This window comes from Winogradskyella epiphytica, assembly GCF_003217215.1.
Taxonomy (GTDB): Bacteria; Bacteroidota; Bacteroidia; order Flavobacteriales; family Flavobacteriaceae; genus Winogradskyella; species Winogradskyella epiphytica.
In genome coordinates this window covers 43,139-61,634 of the sequence record NZ_QJTD01000003.1, presented here as the reverse complement: position 1 = coordinate 61,634, position 18,496 = coordinate 43,139, and the positions used below count along the sequence as shown (strand labels likewise).

General features: G+C 34.0%; 19 protein-coding genes. 10 read left to right on the top strand and 9 right to left on the bottom strand.

The window, feature by feature from the left end; translation table 11 throughout:
• Positions 1–24 precede the first annotated feature (24 nt).
• Positions 25–1,092, bottom strand: a complete 1,068-nt coding sequence (locus DFQ11_RS09240; RefSeq protein ID WP_110475602.1) for a branched-chain amino acid aminotransferase — start codon at positions 1,090–1,092, stop codon at positions 25–27.
• 116 nt (positions 1,093–1,208) lie between these two features.
• Between DFQ11_RS09240 and DFQ11_RS09235 the strand changes: the two genes are divergently transcribed.
• The 4 genes from DFQ11_RS09235 to DFQ11_RS09220 all read left to right on the top strand — a co-directional run bounded on the left by DFQ11_RS09235 (position 1,209) and on the right by DFQ11_RS09220 (position 3,881).
• The gene (locus DFQ11_RS09235) at positions 1,209–1,712 is read left to right on the top strand and encodes a DUF4920 domain-containing protein (protein ID WP_110475601.1); all 504 of its coding nucleotides are present in this window, start codon (positions 1,209–1,211) and stop codon (positions 1,710–1,712) included.
• Between the two features lie 85 nt (positions 1,713–1,797).
• Entirely contained in the window at positions 1,798–2,148 is a 351-nt protein-coding gene (locus DFQ11_RS09230; RefSeq protein WP_189343011.1) for a hypothetical protein, read from the top strand.
• Positions 2,149–2,150: 2 nt separating this feature from the next.
• A complete protein-coding gene (gene mnmD, locus DFQ11_RS09225) occupies positions 2,151–2,864 on the top strand; it encodes a tRNA (5-methylaminomethyl-2-thiouridine)(34)-methyltransferase MnmD (RefSeq protein ID WP_110475599.1) in 714 nt (237 codons plus the stop codon).
• Positions 2,865–2,975: 111 nt separating this feature from the next.
• Positions 2,976–3,881 (top strand): TIGR01777 family oxidoreductase, encoded by a 906-nt coding sequence (locus DFQ11_RS09220; RefSeq protein ID WP_110475598.1) that lies wholly within the window; start codon positions 2,976–2,978, stop codon positions 3,879–3,881.
• Positions 3,882–4,019: 138 nt separating this feature from the next.
• Here the strand turns inward: DFQ11_RS09220 and DFQ11_RS09215 are convergent, their stop codons facing one another.
• Together DFQ11_RS09215 and DFQ11_RS09210 are read right to left on the bottom strand one after the other, a co-directional pair.
• Positions 4,020–4,529, bottom strand: a complete 510-nt coding sequence (locus tag DFQ11_RS09215; RefSeq protein WP_110475597.1) for a lipocalin family protein — start codon at positions 4,527–4,529, stop codon at positions 4,020–4,022.
• Positions 4,530–4,712: 183 nt separating this feature from the next.
• A complete protein-coding gene (locus DFQ11_RS09210) occupies positions 4,713–5,603 on the bottom strand; it encodes a bile acid:sodium symporter family protein (protein ID WP_110475596.1) in 891 nt (296 codons plus the stop codon).
• Between the two features lie 241 nt (positions 5,604–5,844).
• On the opposite strand from DFQ11_RS09210, the gene DFQ11_RS09205 reads away from it, so the two are divergent.
• Positions 5,845–6,321, top strand: coding sequence for an Hsp20/alpha crystallin family protein (locus DFQ11_RS09205; protein WP_110475595.1), 477 nt, complete (start codon positions 5,845–5,847; stop codon positions 6,319–6,321).
• Between the two features lie 128 nt (positions 6,322–6,449).
• On the top strand, positions 6,450–6,947 hold the full coding sequence (locus tag DFQ11_RS09200) for a hypothetical protein (protein WP_110475594.1): 498 nt from the start codon (positions 6,450–6,452) through the stop codon (positions 6,945–6,947).
• Between the two features lie 76 nt (positions 6,948–7,023).
• Here the strand turns inward: DFQ11_RS09200 and DFQ11_RS09195 are convergent, their stop codons facing one another.
• Complete coding sequence (locus DFQ11_RS09195) at positions 7,024–9,063, bottom strand: dipeptidyl-peptidase 3 family protein (protein ID WP_110475593.1); 2,040 nt, start codon at positions 9,061–9,063, stop codon at positions 7,024–7,026.
• A 92-nt stretch (positions 9,064–9,155) separates the two neighbouring features.
• On the opposite strand from DFQ11_RS09195, the gene DFQ11_RS09190 reads away from it, so the two are divergent.
• Together DFQ11_RS09190 and crcB are read left to right on the top strand one after the other, a co-directional pair.
• Entirely contained in the window at positions 9,156–10,178 is a 1,023-nt protein-coding gene (locus DFQ11_RS09190) for an SRPBCC family protein (RefSeq protein ID WP_110475592.1), read from the top strand.
• A gap of 25 nt (positions 10,179–10,203) precedes the next feature.
• Positions 10,204–10,569 (top strand): fluoride efflux transporter CrcB, encoded by a 366-nt coding sequence (gene crcB, locus DFQ11_RS09185; RefSeq protein ID WP_110475591.1) that lies wholly within the window; start codon positions 10,204–10,206, stop codon positions 10,567–10,569.
• 17 nt (positions 10,570–10,586) lie between these two features.
• On the opposite strand, the gene DFQ11_RS09180 is transcribed toward crcB, so the two are convergent.
• Positions 10,587–11,186, bottom strand: a complete 600-nt coding sequence (locus tag DFQ11_RS09180; RefSeq protein ID WP_110475590.1) for a DUF1684 domain-containing protein — start codon at positions 11,184–11,186, stop codon at positions 10,587–10,589.
• A gap of 106 nt (positions 11,187–11,292) precedes the next feature.
• On the opposite strand from DFQ11_RS09180, the gene DFQ11_RS09175 reads away from it, so the two are divergent.
• Complete coding sequence (locus DFQ11_RS09175) at positions 11,293–12,285, top strand: YpdA family putative bacillithiol disulfide reductase (protein WP_110475589.1); 993 nt, start codon at positions 11,293–11,295, stop codon at positions 12,283–12,285.
• 12 nt (positions 12,286–12,297) lie between these two features.
• On the opposite strand, the gene DFQ11_RS09170 is transcribed toward DFQ11_RS09175, so the two are convergent.
• Entirely contained in the window at positions 12,298–12,741 is a 444-nt protein-coding gene (locus DFQ11_RS09170; RefSeq protein ID WP_110475588.1) for an Lrp/AsnC family transcriptional regulator, read from the bottom strand.
• A 119-nt stretch (positions 12,742–12,860) separates the two neighbouring features.
• On the opposite strand from DFQ11_RS09170, the gene DFQ11_RS09165 reads away from it, so the two are divergent.
• Entirely contained in the window at positions 12,861–13,256 is a 396-nt protein-coding gene (locus tag DFQ11_RS09165) for a hypothetical protein (RefSeq protein ID WP_110475587.1), read from the top strand.
• A 5-nt stretch (positions 13,257–13,261) separates the two neighbouring features.
• On the opposite strand, the gene DFQ11_RS09160 is transcribed toward DFQ11_RS09165, so the two are convergent.
• The 3 genes from DFQ11_RS09160 to DFQ11_RS09150 form a co-directional block, all read right to left on the bottom strand.
• Positions 13,262–13,876, bottom strand: coding sequence for a DEAD/DEAH box helicase (locus tag DFQ11_RS09160; RefSeq protein ID WP_110475586.1), 615 nt, complete (start codon positions 13,874–13,876; stop codon positions 13,262–13,264).
• A 59-nt stretch (positions 13,877–13,935) separates the two neighbouring features.
• On the bottom strand, positions 13,936–14,475 hold the full coding sequence (locus DFQ11_RS09155) for a sigma-70 family RNA polymerase sigma factor (protein ID WP_110475585.1): 540 nt from the start codon (positions 14,473–14,475) through the stop codon (positions 13,936–13,938).
• A gap of 359 nt (positions 14,476–14,834) precedes the next feature.
• Positions 14,835–18,269, bottom strand: coding sequence for a methylmalonyl-CoA mutase family protein (locus DFQ11_RS09150; RefSeq protein ID WP_110475584.1), 3,435 nt, complete (start codon positions 18,267–18,269; stop codon positions 14,835–14,837).
• Between the last annotated feature and the right edge of the window lie 227 nt (positions 18,270–18,496).

The following is an 18,496-nucleotide window of genomic DNA, read 5'->3' as shown; positions in this document are numbered from 1 at the left end:
TTATTTATAACCTGTGATAAAAGCTTATTTCACTTCATATCTCCAACCATGCTTATCTTCAGATACATTATGCTGGATATTTAATAAGGTTTGTTTGAATAGTTTCGCATATGAGTCTTCAGATACAGGAATATCAAATAATTCATTTTTATGTTCAAATGCAGAAATAGGACTAATTACCGCTGCAGTTCCAGCACCAAATATTTCTTTTAAACTTCCGTCTTTGGCTGCGGTTTTTATCTCATCAACTTTGATTTTTCTCACTTCACATTTAATACCTAAATCTTCCGCTAATTGAACAATACTCTTTCTGGTAACACCATCTAAGATTCTGTCACTAGTTGGTGCCGTAATTAAGGTATCATTTATTCTGAAGAATACGTTCATCGTCCCCGCTTCCTCTAAATAAGTATGTGTACTAGCATCGGTCCAAATCACTTGCTGAAAGCCTTTCTCTTGAGCTAAACTTGTAGGATAAAATTGCGCGGCGTAGTTTCCAGCAGCTTTAGCAAAACCAACACCACCATCTGCAGAACGGCTATATTCCTCTGCTACTAATACCCTAACTGGAGCATTGTAATACGCCTTTGCTGGCGAACAAATAATCATAAATCTATATGTATTTGCAGGCGAAGCAGAAATCGCTGGTTCTGTAGCAATAATAAATGGACGTAAATAAAGTGAATTACCCATTCCTGGCTTAATCCATTCGTTATCTAATTTTAACAACGTTTCTAATCCTTCAAAAAAGTAGTTCTCAGGAAAAGCAGGCATAGCTAAACGCTGAGCCGATTTGTTTATTCTGTCAAAGTTTTGTTTAGGTCTAAATAGAAAAACTTTTCCATTATCATCCTTATACGCTTTCATTCCTTCGAAGACAGCCTGTCCATAATGGAATACTCTTGCAGAAGGTTCGTAGGACATAGCTTGATAAGGCATCACCTTAGGTGTTTGCCATTCTCCATCTACGAAATCACAGACAAACATATGGTCTGTAAATTCTCGTCCAAAATTTAAATTACTAAAATCAACACTATCTATTTTAGAAGTCTTTGATATTTCAACACTAACGTTCTCTGTATTAATAGCCATAAAAATTCTTAATTAAAGCGCAAAAATACACAATCACTACGGTTAAAAAAAAGTAATATTCCATTAAATTGATTAAATTAGCAATTCAATATTATTCAATTCACAATATACTCACAATGAAAAAATCTGTACTACTTATAGCTATTTGCTTGGCTGCATTCTCTTGTAAAAACAATACGGAATCCACAGAAGAAAATATTCAAGAGACCACTAAAGAAATAGCATATGCTTCCTTTGGAGATGAAATTAATGATTCGGATGTGTTTTCTGCTGAAACCATTATGGAGAAGTACAAAAACATGAAAGTTGGCGATACTTTAACTTCTAAAATAAAAGGCGAAATCAAAGAAGTTTGTTCTAAAAAAGGATGCTGGATGAAAGTTGATGTAGACGGTGCAAATGAGGTAATGGTGACATTTAAAGACTACGGTTTTTTCATGCCTTTAAATGCTGAAGGCCATGTAGTCCTTAATGGAAAAGCCTATATAACAGAAACTTCAGTTGAAGAATTAAAGCATTATGCGGAGGATGCAGGAAAACCTACTGAAGAAATCGCAGCAATTACAGAACCTAAATTAGAATATCGCTTTGAAGCTGACGGTGTTTTACTTGAAGAATAATCACCTATATATTGTCTGCCTGTCCTTTTTCATGTTCTTATGCTGTAAAGATGAAGGAAAACTAACTCAGGAACCTGTTAAGCCAATGGTGAAATACGACATGTATCAACCTTCAGAAATGGCAGATTTCATGAATCTAATGTACGCCTACAACCAGCAGTTAAAAGCAAAAATTATGGATGGAGAGGTGCCGAATTCAATGTCTTTGGATTTGTTGAAACTTCATTCAGCAGAGATGACCGATGGAAAATCTAGATCTCAAAATTGGAAGAGTTTCGTCAATGTCTTCATTGCATCTCAAGAAGCCGTTGTAGATACACTTTCCAATAAAAATTTAAAAGACCGTTATAACGAAGCAATAAATAATTGTTTGAATTGCCATAAAACGGAATGTACAGGACCTATTCCAAGAATTAAAAAACTACTGATTCAGTAAAATTGAAACGAAAAATAATCACAACTTCAGATGGTTCAAAAACCATACAAATTGAAGAATGGAATGAGCAATATCATTCTATTCATGGCGCCGTTCAAGAGGCTATCCATGTTTTTATAAAACACGGTTTATTTCATTATTCCGAGACTATGCCCTCAGGCAATAGTAACGAACAAATAGACAAAAATAACAGCATTAATATTTTGGAAATAGGTTTCGGCACAGGTTTGAACGCCTTCTTAACCTTTATTGAAGCAGAAAAGAGAGCACTACCAATTCACTACACAGGAGTAGAAGCCTATCCCGTTTTATTAGATGAAATTGAACAACTTAATTATGTCGATTTAATTGCAAAACACCGCAAAGCCATTTTTGAAGAACTTCATAAAACATCGTGGGAAACCACACATGCGATTTCATCTGACTTCCACTTAGAAAAGCAACAGAAGTTTTTTAAAGATCTAGATTACCATAACGAATTTAATATCGTTTACTTTGATGCTTTTGGTGCTCGTGTTCAACCTGAATTGTGGACTGAAGAAATTTTCAAACTTATGCTTAACGCGTTGAAGGAGAATGGCATTTTAGTTACCTATTCGGCCAAAGGCAGTGTAAGGCGCGCTATGCAAGCTGTTGGCTTTTTAGTAGAACGTCTCCCAGGTCCTCCTGGCAAACGAGAAATGCTAAGAGCCACTAAACCTTTTCTGAATGAATAAGTTAGAAATAAACACCTATCACCACATACCTCTTAGACCTAAACGTTAAATCCAAACTAAAGTCCATTCCCACTAGTATTACCTATTGTATCTTTGACTTAAAAGTAAGAAATGACAGTTTTAATAACAGGTGCTACAGGATTAATTGGAAAAGAAATCGTTAAACAATGTCATAGACAAGGTATAAATGTTCATTACCTTACAACATCAAAGTCTAAACTTAGCACAGAACCTAATTACAAGGGTTTCTACTGGAATCCAAATAATAATGAGATTGACCATAAATGTCTAGATGGTGTTTCTGGGATTATCAATATGGTTGGGGCTTCTATTTCTAAACGTTGGACAGACGATTATAAAAAAGTAATTATTGAAAGTAGAACTAAAACTGCTCAACTACTTCAAGACACCATTAAGACACATAATTACAAAATTGAACAAGTCGTTTCCGCAAGTGCTATTGGTGTTTATCCAAGTAGTTTAACGAATTACTATGATGAAACAAATAATGGCGTTTCAGATTCTTTTCTAGGAAAAGTAGTATCGGAATGGGAAGCTGCTGTAGATAATTTTGAAGCATTGGGAGTTCGTGTGGCTAAAATTAGAATTGGATTGGTATTAGCTGAGGATGGTGGCGCCTTACCGCAAATAATCAAACCTATAAAATATGGAGTTGGGGCTGCTTTTGGAAGTGGTAAACAATGGCAAAGTTGGATTCATATAGAAGATCTTGCCTCCTTATTTGTGTATGCGGTCCAAAATAACTTTGAAGGCGTTTATAATGGGGTTGCTCCTAATCCAGTAAGTAATGAAGAATTAACAAAAGCTGCTGCTCATATTTTAGATCGGCCACTTATACTACCTAACATTCCTAAGTTTGTTATGAAATTAGTTTTAGGAGAAATGCATATATTATTATTTGATTCACAAAGGGTTTGTTCAAAAAAAGCAGAAGAAGAGGGATTCAGTTTTGATTTCGTGAATTTAAAACCAGCCTTGCAAAATCTACTCGGTTAAACAAGTGAACTCTGAGTCGATGCTCTCTACAATGTCCAAACAGATAGCCTAAATGTTTTGTTCTTTTTATAAAACAAGGACTTCCCACCTGTTAGGTTAGAAGTCCTTGTTTTTGTAAATTAATAGATACTTAAGAGCCTATCTATTAAGTACCATAGTATAATCGACATCAGTATACTCGCCTTCTCCATTACCTCCAGGAGCTTCATTTCCTTTTAGAACTAATTTGGAACTCGTCAAAGATTCAATTTGAAATACAGATGTACCTTCTTCATCAGTTATTGTTAAAGTACTTCCGGTTTTTACCCAAGTTCCTGCCCCTGTGAATGGGTCGACAGGAATTACGAAAGATTGCCCTGCTGCAGTTAGCTCTAATTGATAACCACTATCGGAACTAGATGTTAATTCTCCATTTGCTTTAAAATTAAGCTTAGCATTAATTTCATCGAGGTTTATGACCTCTCCTGTCAGAGGCATACCATCTGCGTTAGCACTAAAATTTAAAGAAGTCACATCCCATATGCCAACAATATCGTTTGAAGGATTATCTGGACCGCCATCATCATCACTGTCACATGAAAATAAAGCAACGAAAGAAAATATAATTAATGCAAATGAAAGAGGTTTAAAAATTGTTGTGGTTTTCATAAAATATAAATATTTAATAGGTTAATAATCTTATAAAGATATTGAATATCAAACGATTAAAAAAGAATTAATGGGTAGTTGGTATATAAACCTTTGTAGATAGTCTTAATCCTATATAGTTGGTAAGTCAATTAAATTCAGACATAGTTTTAGAAAAATAATGCAATCATGCTACTAACTTAATTACAAATCGTTCTCTTTAAGTTCTGCAAAAGTTCTCCTGCTCATCAGCCACATTAATATGCCACCAGTTATAAACATCCAAATAGAATAGGCTAAAGTGGGAATTCCAATTTCTACGTTTTCTAATATAGAATACGCGATGACTATGGCTAAAGTGCCATTTTGAATCCCACTTTCAACAGTAATTGAAATAGAACTCTTAAGGTCTAATTTAAATAATCGTGCCGATAAAAACCCGACGAACATAGTAAGTATATTTAAAAGTAAGGTAACCACACCGACCTCCTTCATCGCCTTTGCAATGCTATCTAAGTTTGCCGCAAACACCAAAATAAAGACTAAAATAAAGATAATGGTTGAAGCGATTCGCATGGTTTTCTCGAGACCTAAAGCAAATTCTGTTTTAAATCTACGTATAAGCATGCCTATTGATATCGGAATAACCGTTATAACCATGATTTGAAGAATTGTATCTCCTACAGGCAACTTAATAGCCATATCTGTTTCAATACCAAAGTAATTTAAAGCAATAGATAGTAAGAAAGGAATTGAAACAATACTTAATACACTTGCTAAAGCCGTTAATGACACGGATAAGGCAATATTTCCTTTACAAACCTGAGTAATTAAATTACTTGTTGGACCTCCTGGACAGGTAGCTAATATCATTAATCCAACAGCCATTAATGGACTTAAATTAAATATTACGGCTAATGAAAACCCTATTAATGGCAATAAGATAAGCTGATTGGTAAGACCAATAAGAATAGCTTTAGGATACTTAAAAATTCTCGTAAAATCAGAGGGAACTAGTGTCATTCCCATTCCTAGCATAATTATAGCAAGAGATAATGGTAAAAACACCTTACTTATTAATTCTGCAATAGTCATAAACCCATGAATTAAAATTATACAATCAGCGCATTTCGTCTATGTGAAATGACAACATGTCAATGTTTTAACGAAATTTTAAATAATTATACTGAAATTTTGTCATACAGCAAAAAGAAATCAAGTAAATAAAGCCTACAAACCACAAATATTATAATTGGCATTTATTTTGCCATTATATAAGCGAAATCACATAACGATTTCAGATTTGAAATAATGTTTAATTTAAAAATTTATACTTATGAGCAATTTAGTAAATGTTCCAAAAAGTGGAGGTTTGTCGAACACTAATTCAAATATAAGCTTCCCTACATGGTCTAGTTGGATAGATGAGATGTTTAACAGAGAATTACCATCGGTATTTACTTCTAATTTTAATACGGGAATGTCTTCTCCTAAAGTAAATATAAAAGAAACAGAGGACGCATTTGAAGTTGAAATGGCTGTTCCTGGCTTAAATAAATCAGATTTCAAAATTGACCTTGACAATGATACATTATCGATTTCTACAGAAGTCAAGGAAGAGAAAGAACACACAGAAGAGAATTATACGCGTAGAGAATTTGGATATTCTTCATTCAAACGAGTATTCACTTTACCAGAAAGTATAAATGAAGACCATATCAATGCTAAATATGAAAATGGTATTTTAAATATTCATTTACCTAAAAAGGAAGAGGTAAAACAAAAGCCTGTGAGAAGTATTGAAATTTCATAATACACCTTAATTTATTAGTTTAAAGTATACAGAAGGAGACCATTTAGTCTCCTCTGTTCCTTTACAACATTACGCTCACATTCTTATGGTATCAATAAATCTGAGGTCTAATTTTAAAATTTATAATTATGAAAAAATATCTTTTAATAGCTTTAGCAGCCGTATTTAGTGTGAATTGTCACGGACAGGATAATGGGACAAAAATCACAAAAGAAAAAGACACACAGATTACGGAACAACCTAAGGGCACTTGGAAAGTAGATAAGGAATACGATGAGTATGGCAATTTGATTAGATACGACAGTATTTATTCTTGGTCCTCACGTGAAAAATTCGACTATCCTTCAACCTTAGATAAAGACAGTTTAATAGAATCTTTTAAATCTCGATTCTTTTCCAACTATTCGAGATTTGAAAATCATGGATTTGAAGATATCTTCGCTCAAGATTCTTTATTTAGTCAGCGATTCTTCAATGATGATTTCTTTGGAAGTGATTTCGGTAAAGACTTTATGGATATTGACAAAATCACTCAAGACATGATCGCAAGACAAAAGCAGTTTTTAGAAAAATATAAGTCTGAATTTATTAGACCAGAAGTGGACATCGAGGAGAAAAACATCTAAACCTCTTACCACGATTAAAACAAAAAAAAGCACTTACGTTTCTGTAAGTGCTTTTCAATTTAATATTACAACTGAATTAGTTAACCTCAGGAAGGTTGTTATACGCCTTACTGTAGTTTAACATCTGGTCAGCAAATCCTTTCGGTTGAGTTACTTTGATAGAAGTAATCTCCCCAGCATCATTAGTTTCAGGAACTAAAACAGGGTTTACAAATCCGCTATAAGGCGCAGATGTAAACTGTTTGTTACGCTCTAATATTTCTGCATGAAGATCTTGATCTACTTTTACACCGTAAGTTTCTACTAATTTCTCAACGGCATCGTAATCACCTTCACTCTTAATTCTTTGAGTTTCTCTTAATAACTGTCCGAATAAATCATGTAATTTTTCGTAGTCGTTAATGTTGAAGTACGTTTTTCCATCACGAGTCACTTTCTCAATGACATTGTCAGCTTTTCCTTTTTCATAAACCCAAGAAGAAACCCACTGACGGTTACGCATATGTGCTTGTACTACATCATCTCCAAGGTTAAGACGAATTAATTGAGTCATTAATCCATTACGGATATAACCATCGTAAGCAGCCATTCCCACTTTTTTCCAATCATCCACTAAACCTAGTTCTTGAAGTTTTGGAGTGTATAAATAATAAAGTCCAACTAAATCTGCACGCCCTTCTTCTAAAGTAGATGCATAATTTTTAAGTGTTTCTTTCGTTTCACCAACTCCAGGGTTTAATTGTCCTGAGGCATGACCAATAACTTCGTGAAGTGCCGTATGAAGTTTATCAGCGACTTGACCGTATTCTTTCTCTAATTCTAATTCTTCTTCATCGTGAACAAACTCTTTCAATCTGCCAGAGCTTCCTGCATTATTATACGCTTCAATAATGTTTCCTAAAGAAACAGACTTACTACCTACGGCAGCACGAATCCAGTTCGCATTTGGAAGGTTCACACCAATTGGTGTACTTGGCGACGCATCTCCAGCTTCACCTGCAACGTTTACAACTTTGTAAGTCACACCTACAACATTTTTCTTTTTATGTTCATCCATCAATGTTGAATTATCTTCAAACCATTGTGCATTTTCAGAAAGAACAGCCATTTTTTCAGACATGTCGAAATCTTTAATCTGAACAATACTTTCATAAGTCCCTTTATAACCTAATGGATCTTGATAAACTTCAATAAAACTATTGATATAGTCAATATTACCCTCTGTTGCAGCCGTCCATGCTACATTATAATCATCCCAAGTTTGAAGATCACCAGACTTGTAATATTTAATTAATAAACCAATAGCATCACCTTGTGCTTGATTTTCTGCAACACCTTGAGCTTTTTCAAGCCACTCCACTACTTTATCGATAGCTTCACCATAAAGTCCACCTGACTTATACACCAATTCTTTTACCTCACCATTCTCTTTAACTAGTTTAGAATTTAGACCGAATGACAAAGGCTTTTTAGCATCTGGAGATTTCTTTTTAGCGTAGAAATCTACGACGTCTTTATTAGTAACACCAGGTCCATAAAAGTTTACAGCACTTTGAGCCACATTATCAATTCCGTTAGACTGATCTACTTTTTTAAGATCTTTATCATTAAAAATCACCTCAAAAGCTTCACCTTCTAAAGTTGTATTTGTATCCGCTAACAATTGTTTCAAGTAGTCTGAAGAGAACTCAGGCTTTAACTTATCACTTGAATAATGGTGGTGAATACCATTACTAAACCAAACTCTTTTTAAATAAGTTTCAAAATTGTTCCAATCATCAGATGATTTATCACCTTCATAATTTTGGTACACATTTTCTAATGCTTTTCTAATCGTAAGGTTATGTCTGTAATTTTGATCCCAGATGATATCTCTACCTTCTAATCCTGCTTGAGTAAGGTAATAAACCAATTTTTGCTCCTTTAAAGTAAGCTTGTCCCATCCTGGAATTTGATAACGTAAAACTTTAATATCGGCAAATTGCTCAACCGTATAATCAAATTCTGTAGTTTTCTCCGTTTCCGCTTTTGCTACAGGCTTTTCTTTTACGTCATTCTTACAAGCCACAATTAATAGGGCCAAAAGACAAATTTTAAATAGTGATTTTAAATTCATTCTGTTATATTTTAGTTGTACACAAATGTAATATATATATCACATATCATAAAATCACTATCTTTGATCAACTACAAAACAAAATCCCTATAATGAAAGCATTTAAATATGTCTTATTATTACTCTTAATCTTAGTCATTGGAGTATCCATTTATATTGCCGTACAACCAAATTCATTCGAAGTAAGCCGAACTCAAAACATTAACGCACCTCAGTCTGTGGTATATAACAATGTTATTGATTTCAAAAATTGGGAATCCTGGTCGCCTTGGGTTGAAGAAAATCCTAAAACGGTAATTACACTTCCAGAAAAGACAAAAGGCATTGAAAGTTTTTATGAGTGGAAAGACGATGATGGTACTGGTAGAATGACTACGACTGAAACTCAACCGAATTCATCCATAACACAAGAAATGCAATTTGCAGATTATCCAATTTCTGATGTTAATTGGAGTTTTAAATCCAACGATGATGGCACTACCAACGTAACATGGACCATTTCTGGAGATAATTTACCATTTGGCTTTAAGATGTTTTCAGCATTTATGGGTGGAATGGAAAAACAAATTGGACCTAGGTTTGAAAGAGGTTTAACGTTGTTAGATAGTGTTGTTCAAGCTGAAATGAAAGTTTATAGCATCAAAGTTGAAGGTGTTACACAACACAGTGGTGGTTATTATCTATACAATACCACCTCTTCAAAGTTCAATAATTTCAAAGAGAATATGCAAACTCACATTTCTAAAGTGGGTGCTTATGCCGTTACACATAATATCAGTATGGCAGGAACACCATTTGTAATTTATCACAAGTGGGATGAAGCGAATGATGCTATTATTTTCTCTTCATGTATTCCAACCAACTCGAGAATTATTTCTGAAGAGCCTGAAGTCTTAACAGGACAGTTAGAATCTTTCAGAACGGTAAAGACTCTTTTAAAAGGTGATTATTCCAATTTGAAAGAAGCTTGGGGTGCGACTAAGAAATATATTGCAGACAATAATCTTAAGATTAAGGAATCTGGGCCAATGATAGAAACCTATCTAACAATGCCTGAAAATTATCCTAATCCTGCCGATTGGAGAACAGAACTTTATATAGCAGTAGAAGAATAGTTGAATACTTAAAAACTAAAGTCGTTTGAAGCACATAATTTTAGTATTCCTAGGTGGTGGTTTTGGAAGTGTATTGCGCTTCATTATTGGAAAGTGGCTCAATAATTTTGAAAACGGAATTCCTTATGGAACTTTTGCAGCAAACATTATTGGTAGTTTACTTATTGGTATTATTCTCGGTTTAGCAGCGAAAAATGAAACACTCTCTCAAAGTCAGACCCTCTTATTGGCCACAGGGTTTTGTGGCGGTTTTACAACCTTTTCTACCTTTGCTTATGAAAATCATGTATTCTTAAAGTCAGGCGACTTTACAAGTTTTGCGATTTATACTATTGCTAGTTTTGTTATAGGATTCTTAGCTGTGTTTTTAGGGCTTTATTTAGCCAAATAAGCGCACCTCTACTCCAACTATTTTACAAATGCTTTTACGCCTGCTTCTACATCAAGGTCTATATAGTTTTCACTTGGCACAATTGGACAAGAGTATTTCTCATCGTAAGCGCAATAGGGATTGTAAGCCGAATTAAAATCAATTGTCATCGTGTTTCCGTTTGGAATGCTTAAATCGATATAACGTCCACCTGCATAGGTTGAAGAACCATTTGTATTATCTAAGAACGGTAGGAATAAATAATTCTCATAGCCTTCTGTTTGCATGGTTTCTTGACCTTGATACACATTCAAATTATAGGTTTTTCCATGTAACTCAAAGCTTAAAACTCCAAAAACACGCTCTTTAGACAAACGATCTGTTGTTGTTTTCATATCAAACCATTCTGTACCTGGAGTTCGCTTTAAATTTGCTGTAACCACAAAAGTGGAATCGTATGGAAAGAAATCTAATCCTTCAAAGTTTTTTAAGTCTTTTGCTTTTAAAGGCGAAGTAGAAGCATCCTTAAATTCTGAATTTATTTTTTTCTGAAATGGCGTCAGATTCGAGTCTATCACTTTTTTCTGACCACAACTTGCTAAAAACACAACCGTAAATAAGAGTACTAAATTTCGCATAATTTTTCTATTTAAATTTCAAAAATACAACATAAAGATTAAGATTTAAGAGATATTTAATAGACTAAATTTTATAAATGCAATCAATAAGTGTAATTTTAAATTTATGTTGAAAAAAGAAGATTTGGACGTATTAATTATTGGCGCAGGACCTATAGGTATTGCATGCGCCTTAGAGTGTAAAAAACAAAACCTCAGCTATTTAGTACTCGAAAAAGGAGCTTTAACTAATTCATTATTTAACTATCCGTTGAATATGACTTTTTTTTCAACATCTGAAAAGTTAGAAATTGACGGTATTCCCTTTATCAGTAACAATCCAAAACCAACACGAAACGAGGCTTTAGAATATTACAGGCGAGTTACCACGTCTAATAATCTCAATATTAACTTATATGAAGCTGTTTTAAATATTGATAAAACGGATTTTGGTTTTAGTGTGACCTCCGATAAGGCCAATTACAAAACTAAAAAAGTCATTATCGCAACAGGATTTTACGATATTCCTAATCCACTGAATGTTCCAGGTGAAGAGCTTCCAAAAGTTTTTCATTATTATAAAGAAGCGCATCCATTTACCTTACAAGATATTGCTGTGGTTGGCGCTAGTAACTCCTCTGTTGATGCCGCCTTAGAAATTTATAGAAAAGGAGGCAGAGTAACTATGATTATTAGAGGCGATGCTATTGGTGAACGTGTCAAATATTGGGTAAAGCCAGATATTTTGAATCGAATTGAGGAAGGTAGTATAAAAGCTTATTTCAATTCTCAAATAAAAACCATTACGCCTCATGACATTATAATCGATACGCCAGATGGTGAAAAAACTTTAGCTAACGATTATGTGATTGCCTTAACGGGTTATCAACCGAATTTTAAATTTTTAAAAGCGGCGGGAATTGAATTTTCAAAAGACGAAAAACATATCCCGAAATATAATTCAGAAACTATGGAGTCGAATATTGAAGGTCTTTATTTGGCTGGCGTAATTTGTGGCGGAATGGAAACACACAAATGGTTTATAGAAAACTCTAGAATTCATGCGAAATTAATTGTTGATCATATTGTAAACAAAGCACCAATAGGGGCTAAATCATAAGGTGGATTACCTCTAATTTATAGGTTTTATCTCTTTATACTTTATCACATGAGACAGTACAATTTGTGTTTTAGTTTCACCATAACTAATCAACTGATCAATGAAGGTCTCTAAATGCTTTTGATTTTTTAAAACCACTTCCATGACTATATTTTCATTTCCAGTAATTCGGTAACAATTTACAACCTCATCATAGGTCTTTACCTTTTCTAAAAATGGTTTTAGCATGCCCATAAAAGCTCTTAACGTTATCAACGCTTTTAACTGATAACCAGCTTCAAAGGGGGAAACAAAAGTGGTATATCCTTGAATAATTTCAGCATCTTCCATTCGTTTTATACGTTCAGAAACCGCTGGTGAGGTGATCCCCACACGTCTACCAATTTCGGCATTTGACATGCGTGCATTCTCTTGTAAACATTTTAAAATCTTCCAATTTAAACTATCTATACTCATTTAAAGAAAATTAACACTAAATACACATTTATTAAAGCAAATATACAATTCTACTTTAATAATTAAAGTCAACTTTCAATATTAGTCCTTAATTTCGTGTTCCTTGCTATTGAAAAGTTATGAGTTACAATTTACCATCACATTTATCTGATTTGCCTATTTATAAAAAGGCCATGGATATTGTTGCGCTTTCTCAAAGCATTTCAAGCTATCTCAATCAAGATTTGTCTAGATTAAATGAAGATGGCACTGAAGATAATCATATCTATTTTTCAGGAGATATTGTTCAGCAATCTACAAGTCTTACACCTAAAATTATAAATGTAGAACGCGAAAGTTGTTCAGATAAAAAATACAAGCATTTAGAAAGCTTAGACCGATTAATTTCACGTTTGTACAATAATTGTAAACGTTTAGAACGATCGAACAGTAACGGTAGAGATTATTTACCTATTCTTCGTGGCGAATTGCGCAAGTTTAGAAAACTACAGCGCCATTGGATGATGACTTTATAAAAAGCTTATTTCTGCTTTAAAATATGTGCATTACTCATAAATGAGTTTTGATAATTCGAGATTTTTGAATTCATCTCTTCAGCAATAATTACAAATTGACTTTTCTCTATACTTTCCGATAAGCGTAAAATTAGATTATAGGCATTGCCTCTACCTAAAAAGTCGGCATCGTCAATAGCAAACAATTTAACCTCTCCCATATGGATACCATTTAAGAAATACAGCTTGCTCAACCTTGCAGGTGTTGCAATGACTATGTCTTGACCGTAGTAAACCTCAACTTTTTGTTTTTCGATATCATATTCGTCATAAAGTGCATAAACTCTTAAATCTGTATTCTTAGTGAATCGTTCGAACTCATCTTTTAAGGCTAAGACCTCTTGCTTATCCTTAGCGACTACGATAGCTCTTGGAGAGTCTTCAAACGCTTGAGCCTTTAATTTTTGAATGGTAGCAATTATAAGCGCAGTAGTTTTACCACTTCCTTTAGGCGCAATAAGATAGGCATCTGCTCCGCCTTTTAGAGTTGGTAATACTTTTTTCTGAAATGCATTAGAGGTTTCGTAATCTGCATTTTCTAATGATTCTTTTAATAAAGGGTGTAATTTTTTGAAAGACATTGATTAGTTTAAGATAGTAGCTTGATTAATGATTTAGCTAATATTCTGTAAATATACTATTAATGACATACTTTACAGTCGGCTTTGTCTTGTATTTCCCCGACTAAATGACCATCATCATTCATTTTGAACCCACAGCAATCCATAAAACCTTCAGTAATCTGTTTTCTAGCCCGTTGAATCTGCGACTTTACTGTAGCTAAAGGTAGGTCTAATTGATCCGCCACTTCCTGTTGCTTTAAACCTTTTATGTCGGCTAAAAACAAAGGTGTTCTATATTTTTTACGTAAGTTTTTAATAATGCTTCTAAGACAGTCATGCTCTGTATGCTCTTTAATGTTGGGTTCTGACTCTAGCTCTAAATCTTCAACTGGAATAAGAGGATTACTTGTTTTAAAATAATCCAAAAGTGTATATCGAGCTATAGAAAATAGCCATGCCTTTAATTTCGATTCGTCTTTAAGTGTATGTAATTTTGTATGCACCTTAATGAAGGTATCCTGAAGTATATCTTCTGCAATGATTTCATCTTTTACTTTACTTATAATAAAGCGACGAAGATCGTTGGCGTACAAGGTCCAAACTTTTGAAGTAGTCATAAATTAAAGATATAAAAAACAGTTCGAGCAACAAAGTGATGACCCGAACTGCTTATTATTTAACAATTGCAATTTGAACAAGTACAATTGCTGCAAGTACAATCCTTACAACGTCCATCCTGACATGATTCGCAATTACATTCGCATTGATTTATATTTTTCATATTAATTAAATTTTAAGGTTCATCTAATAGACGATGAATGACATGAAAAGATGCAAAATATTTCAATATTATTAAAAAAGCCTTTCCGTATAGAAAGGCTCTTTTTTATCTAAACTGCATTGATAATAAACTTTGTCTACGCTCAGCATAAGCGATTCACACACATTTCGAGAAGGTCGAAAAGTGGTTCTCTGCTTACATATTTCGACGATACTGTCCTCCTACTTCGAATAAAGCAGAAGTAATCTGACCTAATGAACACACTTTACAAACTTCCATTAAAGCTTCAAAAATATTTTCATTATTAATAGCTCTGTTTTGTAAGTCTTTCAACAAGTCTTCGGTATCATTATCTTTATGTAAATTCTCTAAAGTCTTAATCTGATATTGTTTTTCTTCTTCAGTAGCTCTGATGACTTCCGCAGGTTGAACCGTTGGCGACCCCTTACTACTTAGGAATGTATTTACACCAATAATTGGGAATTCACCATTATGCTTTAAAGTTTCATAATACAAACTCTCTTCTTGAATTTTAGAGCGTTGGTACATAGTTTCCATAGCACCAAGAACGCCACCTCTTTCAGTAATTCTATCAAATTCTAATAAAACAGCTTCTTCGACCAAATCGGTTAATTCTTCAATAATGAAAGACCCTTGAATTGGGTTTTCATTTTTAGCTAAACCTAATTCTTTATTGATGATTAACTGAATCGCCATTGCTCTACGAACAGACTCTTCAGTTGGCGTTGTAATCGCTTCATCATAGGCATTTGTATGTAAAGAATTACAGTTATCATAGATGGCATATAAAGCCTGAAGCGTTGTTCTGATATCATTAAAATCAATCTCCTGTGCATGTAAACTACGACCAGACGTTTGAATATGATATTTCAACATTTGCGCTCTTGCATTTGCGCCGTATTTATGCTTTAGAGCTTTTGCCCATATCTTACGAGCCACACGACCAATAACAGCATATTCAGGATCGATACCATTTGAAAAGAAGAATGATAAATTCGGTCCGAATTTATTGATATCCATTCCTCTACTTAAGTAATATTCTACATAAGTAAATCCGTTAGATAGTGTTAATGCCAATTGAGTAATTGGATTCGCACCAGCTTCTGCAATATGGTAACCTGAAATAGAAACTGAATAGAAGTTACGAACATTGTTTTCAATGAAATACTCCTGTACGTCTCCCATTAATCGCAAGGCAAATTCCGTAGAGAAAATACAGGTGTTTTGCGCTTGATCTTCTTTTAAAATATCAGCTTGAACGGTTCCTCTAACCTGAGCAATTGTTTTAGTTTTAATATCTTCATAAACATCAGCAGGTAATACTTGATCTCCAGTAACACCTAACAACATTAAACCTAAACCATCATTTCCTTCTGGTAATTGTCCGTTGTATTTTGGACGTTCTTTACCTTTATAAATAGCAGCTATTTTCTTTTCAACTTCTTTTTCAAGACCGTTTTCTTTAATATAAATCTCACATTGCTGATCGATAGCGGCATTCATAAAGAAACCTAATAACATTGGCGCAGGACCATTAATCGTCATACTGACCGAAGTCATCACATCAGCTAAGTTGAAACCAGAATACAATTTCTTAGCATCATCTAAACAGCAAATAGAAACCCCTGCGTTTCCGATTTTCCCATAAATATCTGGACGTAAATCTGGATCATTTCCATAAAGCGTTACACTATCAAAAGCTGTTGATAGACGTTTTGCTGGTAATCCCATACTCACATAGTGGAAACGCTTGTTTGTACGTTCTGGACCACCTTCTCCGGCAAACATACGCGCTGGATCTTCACCTGTTCTTTTAAAAGGATATAATCCTGAAGTATAAGGGAATTCTCCTGGTACGTTTTCTTGCAAACACCATCTTAAAATATCTCCCCAAGCTTGGTACTTTGGAAGTGCTACTTTAGGAATATCGGTTTGCGATAAGGATTTGGTATGTGTTTCAATTTTAATCTCTTTATCTCTTACTTTGAACGAATAAATTGGGTCTTTATATCGATTTACTTTTTCATCCCAACCTGTAATAACTTCCCAATTATAAGGATCTAAGTCTAATTTTACACGGTCGAACTCAGCAATAAGAAGTTTGATAAAATCTTGTTTATCTTCCTTCACCGAACTTAGAATTTCTTCTTGATCGACTCCGAATTTATTTAAAAGTGAATTTTCAGATTCGCCTGAAACGGCAGCAACCGAACATATGGTTTTAAAGATTCCATATAATTTCTGCGCCACTTCAACTTGCTCATTCGCCTTTTTATCATAAGCTCTGTTACTCTCTGCGATTTCCGACAAATATCGTGTTCTTGAAGGTGGAATAACAAAGATCTTCTCACTCATTTCCTTTGAAATTTCAAAGGTCGATTTTAAATCAGTATCTGTTCTTTCCACAATTTTATCCATGATAGCTTTGTAAAGCGTATTCATTCCTGGATCGTTAAATTGCGAGGCGATAGTTCCAAAAACTGGCATTGTATCTGGGTCTTCATGCCATAAGTTATGATTTCGCATGTATTGCTTTTTCACATCTCTTAAAGCATCTAAAGCGCCACGTTTATCAAACTTGTTGATCGCCACTAAATCGGCAAAATCAAGCATATCGATTTTCTCCAATTGTGTAGCAGCTCCAAATTCAGGAGTCATCACATAAAGTGACGTATCTGAATGCTCAATAATTTCCGTATCTGATTGTCCAATTCCTGAAGTTTCAAGAATAATTAAATCGTATTCTGCCGCTTTTAAAACTTCAATCGCTTCATTAACATATTTAGATAATGCTAAGTTAGATTGACGCGTTGCCAAACTACGCATATAAACTCTCGGTGAGTTGATAGCATTCATACGAATACGGTCACCTAAAAGTGCACCACCTGTTTTTCGTTTTGAAGGATCTACAGAAATTAAACCAACAGTTTTTTCTGGAAAATCGATTAAAAATCGTCTCACTAATTCATCTACTAAGGATGATTTACCAGCACCACCTGTTCCTGTAATTCCAAGAACTGGCGTTTTTGAAGATTTATTTTTTTCATGAATGGTATCCAAAGCATCTTTAGCCACTTCAGGGAAGTTTTCAGCCGAAGAAATCACTCTTGCGATAGCCTTTGGATTTTTCTTAGCAAGCTCATTTACATCAACATCAAGTTGATCACCAATAGCATAATCTGATTGTTGAACCAAGTCATTTATCATTCCTTGTAACCCAAGTGCTCTTCCGTCATCAGGAGAATAGATTCTGGTTATCCCATAATCCATTAATTCCTTAATTTCTTCAGGAAGAATCACTCCTCCTCCACCTCCGAATATTTTGATATGTCCTGCTCCTTTTTCATTCAGCAAATCGTACATATATTTAAAATACTCATTATGTCCACCTTGGTAAGAGGTTAAGGCAATAGCATTGGCATCTTCTTGAATCGCAGTATTCACAACTTCTTCAACACTTCTATCGTGACCTAAATGAATCACTTCTACTCCTGTTGATTGAATAATACGACGCATAATATTAATCGCAGCATCATGTCCATCAAAAAGAGATGCTGCAGTTACTATACGTACTTTATATTTTGGCTTATAAGGCTTAACTTGTTCCATTCGTAAAAATCTAACTTATTTGAGGAGCAAATTTAAGGAATATTCAAAAACTTAAAGTATGAATCTCTAAATATATAAACTTGTAGAAAAGACGAAAAACTCGCGCTAATTATGATTGTTGCTAAGTCTATAATTGCCATTACTGGAGATTGGATTTTTATGTATTTCGCTCAAAATGAATTGTATGATTTCAATAATATAAACGGCATAACTTTTGAATAGCTATT

Excerpts from the sequence above, each read along its gene's own strand:
- DFQ11_RS09240 (WP_110475602.1), bottom strand. The coding sequence starts at position 1,092 with ATGGCTATTAATACAGAGAACGTTAGTGTTGAAATATCAAAGACTTCT.
- DFQ11_RS09235 (WP_110475601.1), top strand. The coding sequence starts at position 1,209 with ATGAAAAAATCTGTACTACTTATAGCTATTTGCTTGGCTGCATTCTCT.
- DFQ11_RS09230 (WP_189343011.1), top strand. The coding sequence starts at position 1,798 with ATGGTGAAATACGACATGTATCAACCTTCAGAAATGGCAGATTTCATG.
- DFQ11_RS09220 (WP_110475598.1), top strand. The coding sequence starts at position 2,976 with ATGACAGTTTTAATAACAGGTGCTACAGGATTAATTGGAAAAGAAATC.
- DFQ11_RS09215 (WP_110475597.1), bottom strand. The coding sequence starts at position 4,529 with ATGAAAACCACAACAATTTTTAAACCTCTTTCATTTGCATTAATTATA.
- DFQ11_RS09210 (WP_110475596.1), bottom strand. The coding sequence starts at position 5,603 with ATGACTATTGCAGAATTAATAAGTAAGGTGTTTTTACCATTATCTCTT.
- DFQ11_RS09205 (WP_110475595.1), top strand. The coding sequence starts at position 5,845 with ATGAGCAATTTAGTAAATGTTCCAAAAAGTGGAGGTTTGTCGAACACT.
- DFQ11_RS09200 (WP_110475594.1), top strand. The coding sequence starts at position 6,450 with ATGAAAAAATATCTTTTAATAGCTTTAGCAGCCGTATTTAGTGTGAAT.
- DFQ11_RS09195 (WP_110475593.1), bottom strand. The coding sequence starts at position 9,063 with ATGAATTTAAAATCACTATTTAAAATTTGTCTTTTGGCCCTATTAATT.
- DFQ11_RS09190 (WP_110475592.1), top strand. The coding sequence starts at position 9,156 with ATGAAAGCATTTAAATATGTCTTATTATTACTCTTAATCTTAGTCATT.
- DFQ11_RS09180 (WP_110475590.1), bottom strand. The coding sequence starts at position 11,186 with ATGCGAAATTTAGTACTCTTATTTACGGTTGTGTTTTTAGCAAGTTGT.
- DFQ11_RS09175 (WP_110475589.1), top strand. The coding sequence starts at position 11,293 with ATGTTGAAAAAAGAAGATTTGGACGTATTAATTATTGGCGCAGGACCT.
- DFQ11_RS09170 (WP_110475588.1), bottom strand. The coding sequence starts at position 12,741 with ATGAGTATAGATAGTTTAAATTGGAAGATTTTAAAATGTTTACAAGAG.
- DFQ11_RS09165 (WP_110475587.1), top strand. The coding sequence starts at position 12,861 with ATGAGTTACAATTTACCATCACATTTATCTGATTTGCCTATTTATAAA.
- DFQ11_RS09160 (WP_110475586.1), bottom strand. The coding sequence starts at position 13,876 with ATGTCTTTCAAAAAATTACACCCTTTATTAAAAGAATCATTAGAAAAT.
- DFQ11_RS09155 (WP_110475585.1), bottom strand. The coding sequence starts at position 14,475 with ATGACTACTTCAAAAGTTTGGACCTTGTACGCCAACGATCTTCGTCGC.
- DFQ11_RS09150 (WP_110475584.1), bottom strand. The coding sequence starts at position 18,269 with ATGGAACAAGTTAAGCCTTATAAGCCAAAATATAAAGTACGTATAGTA.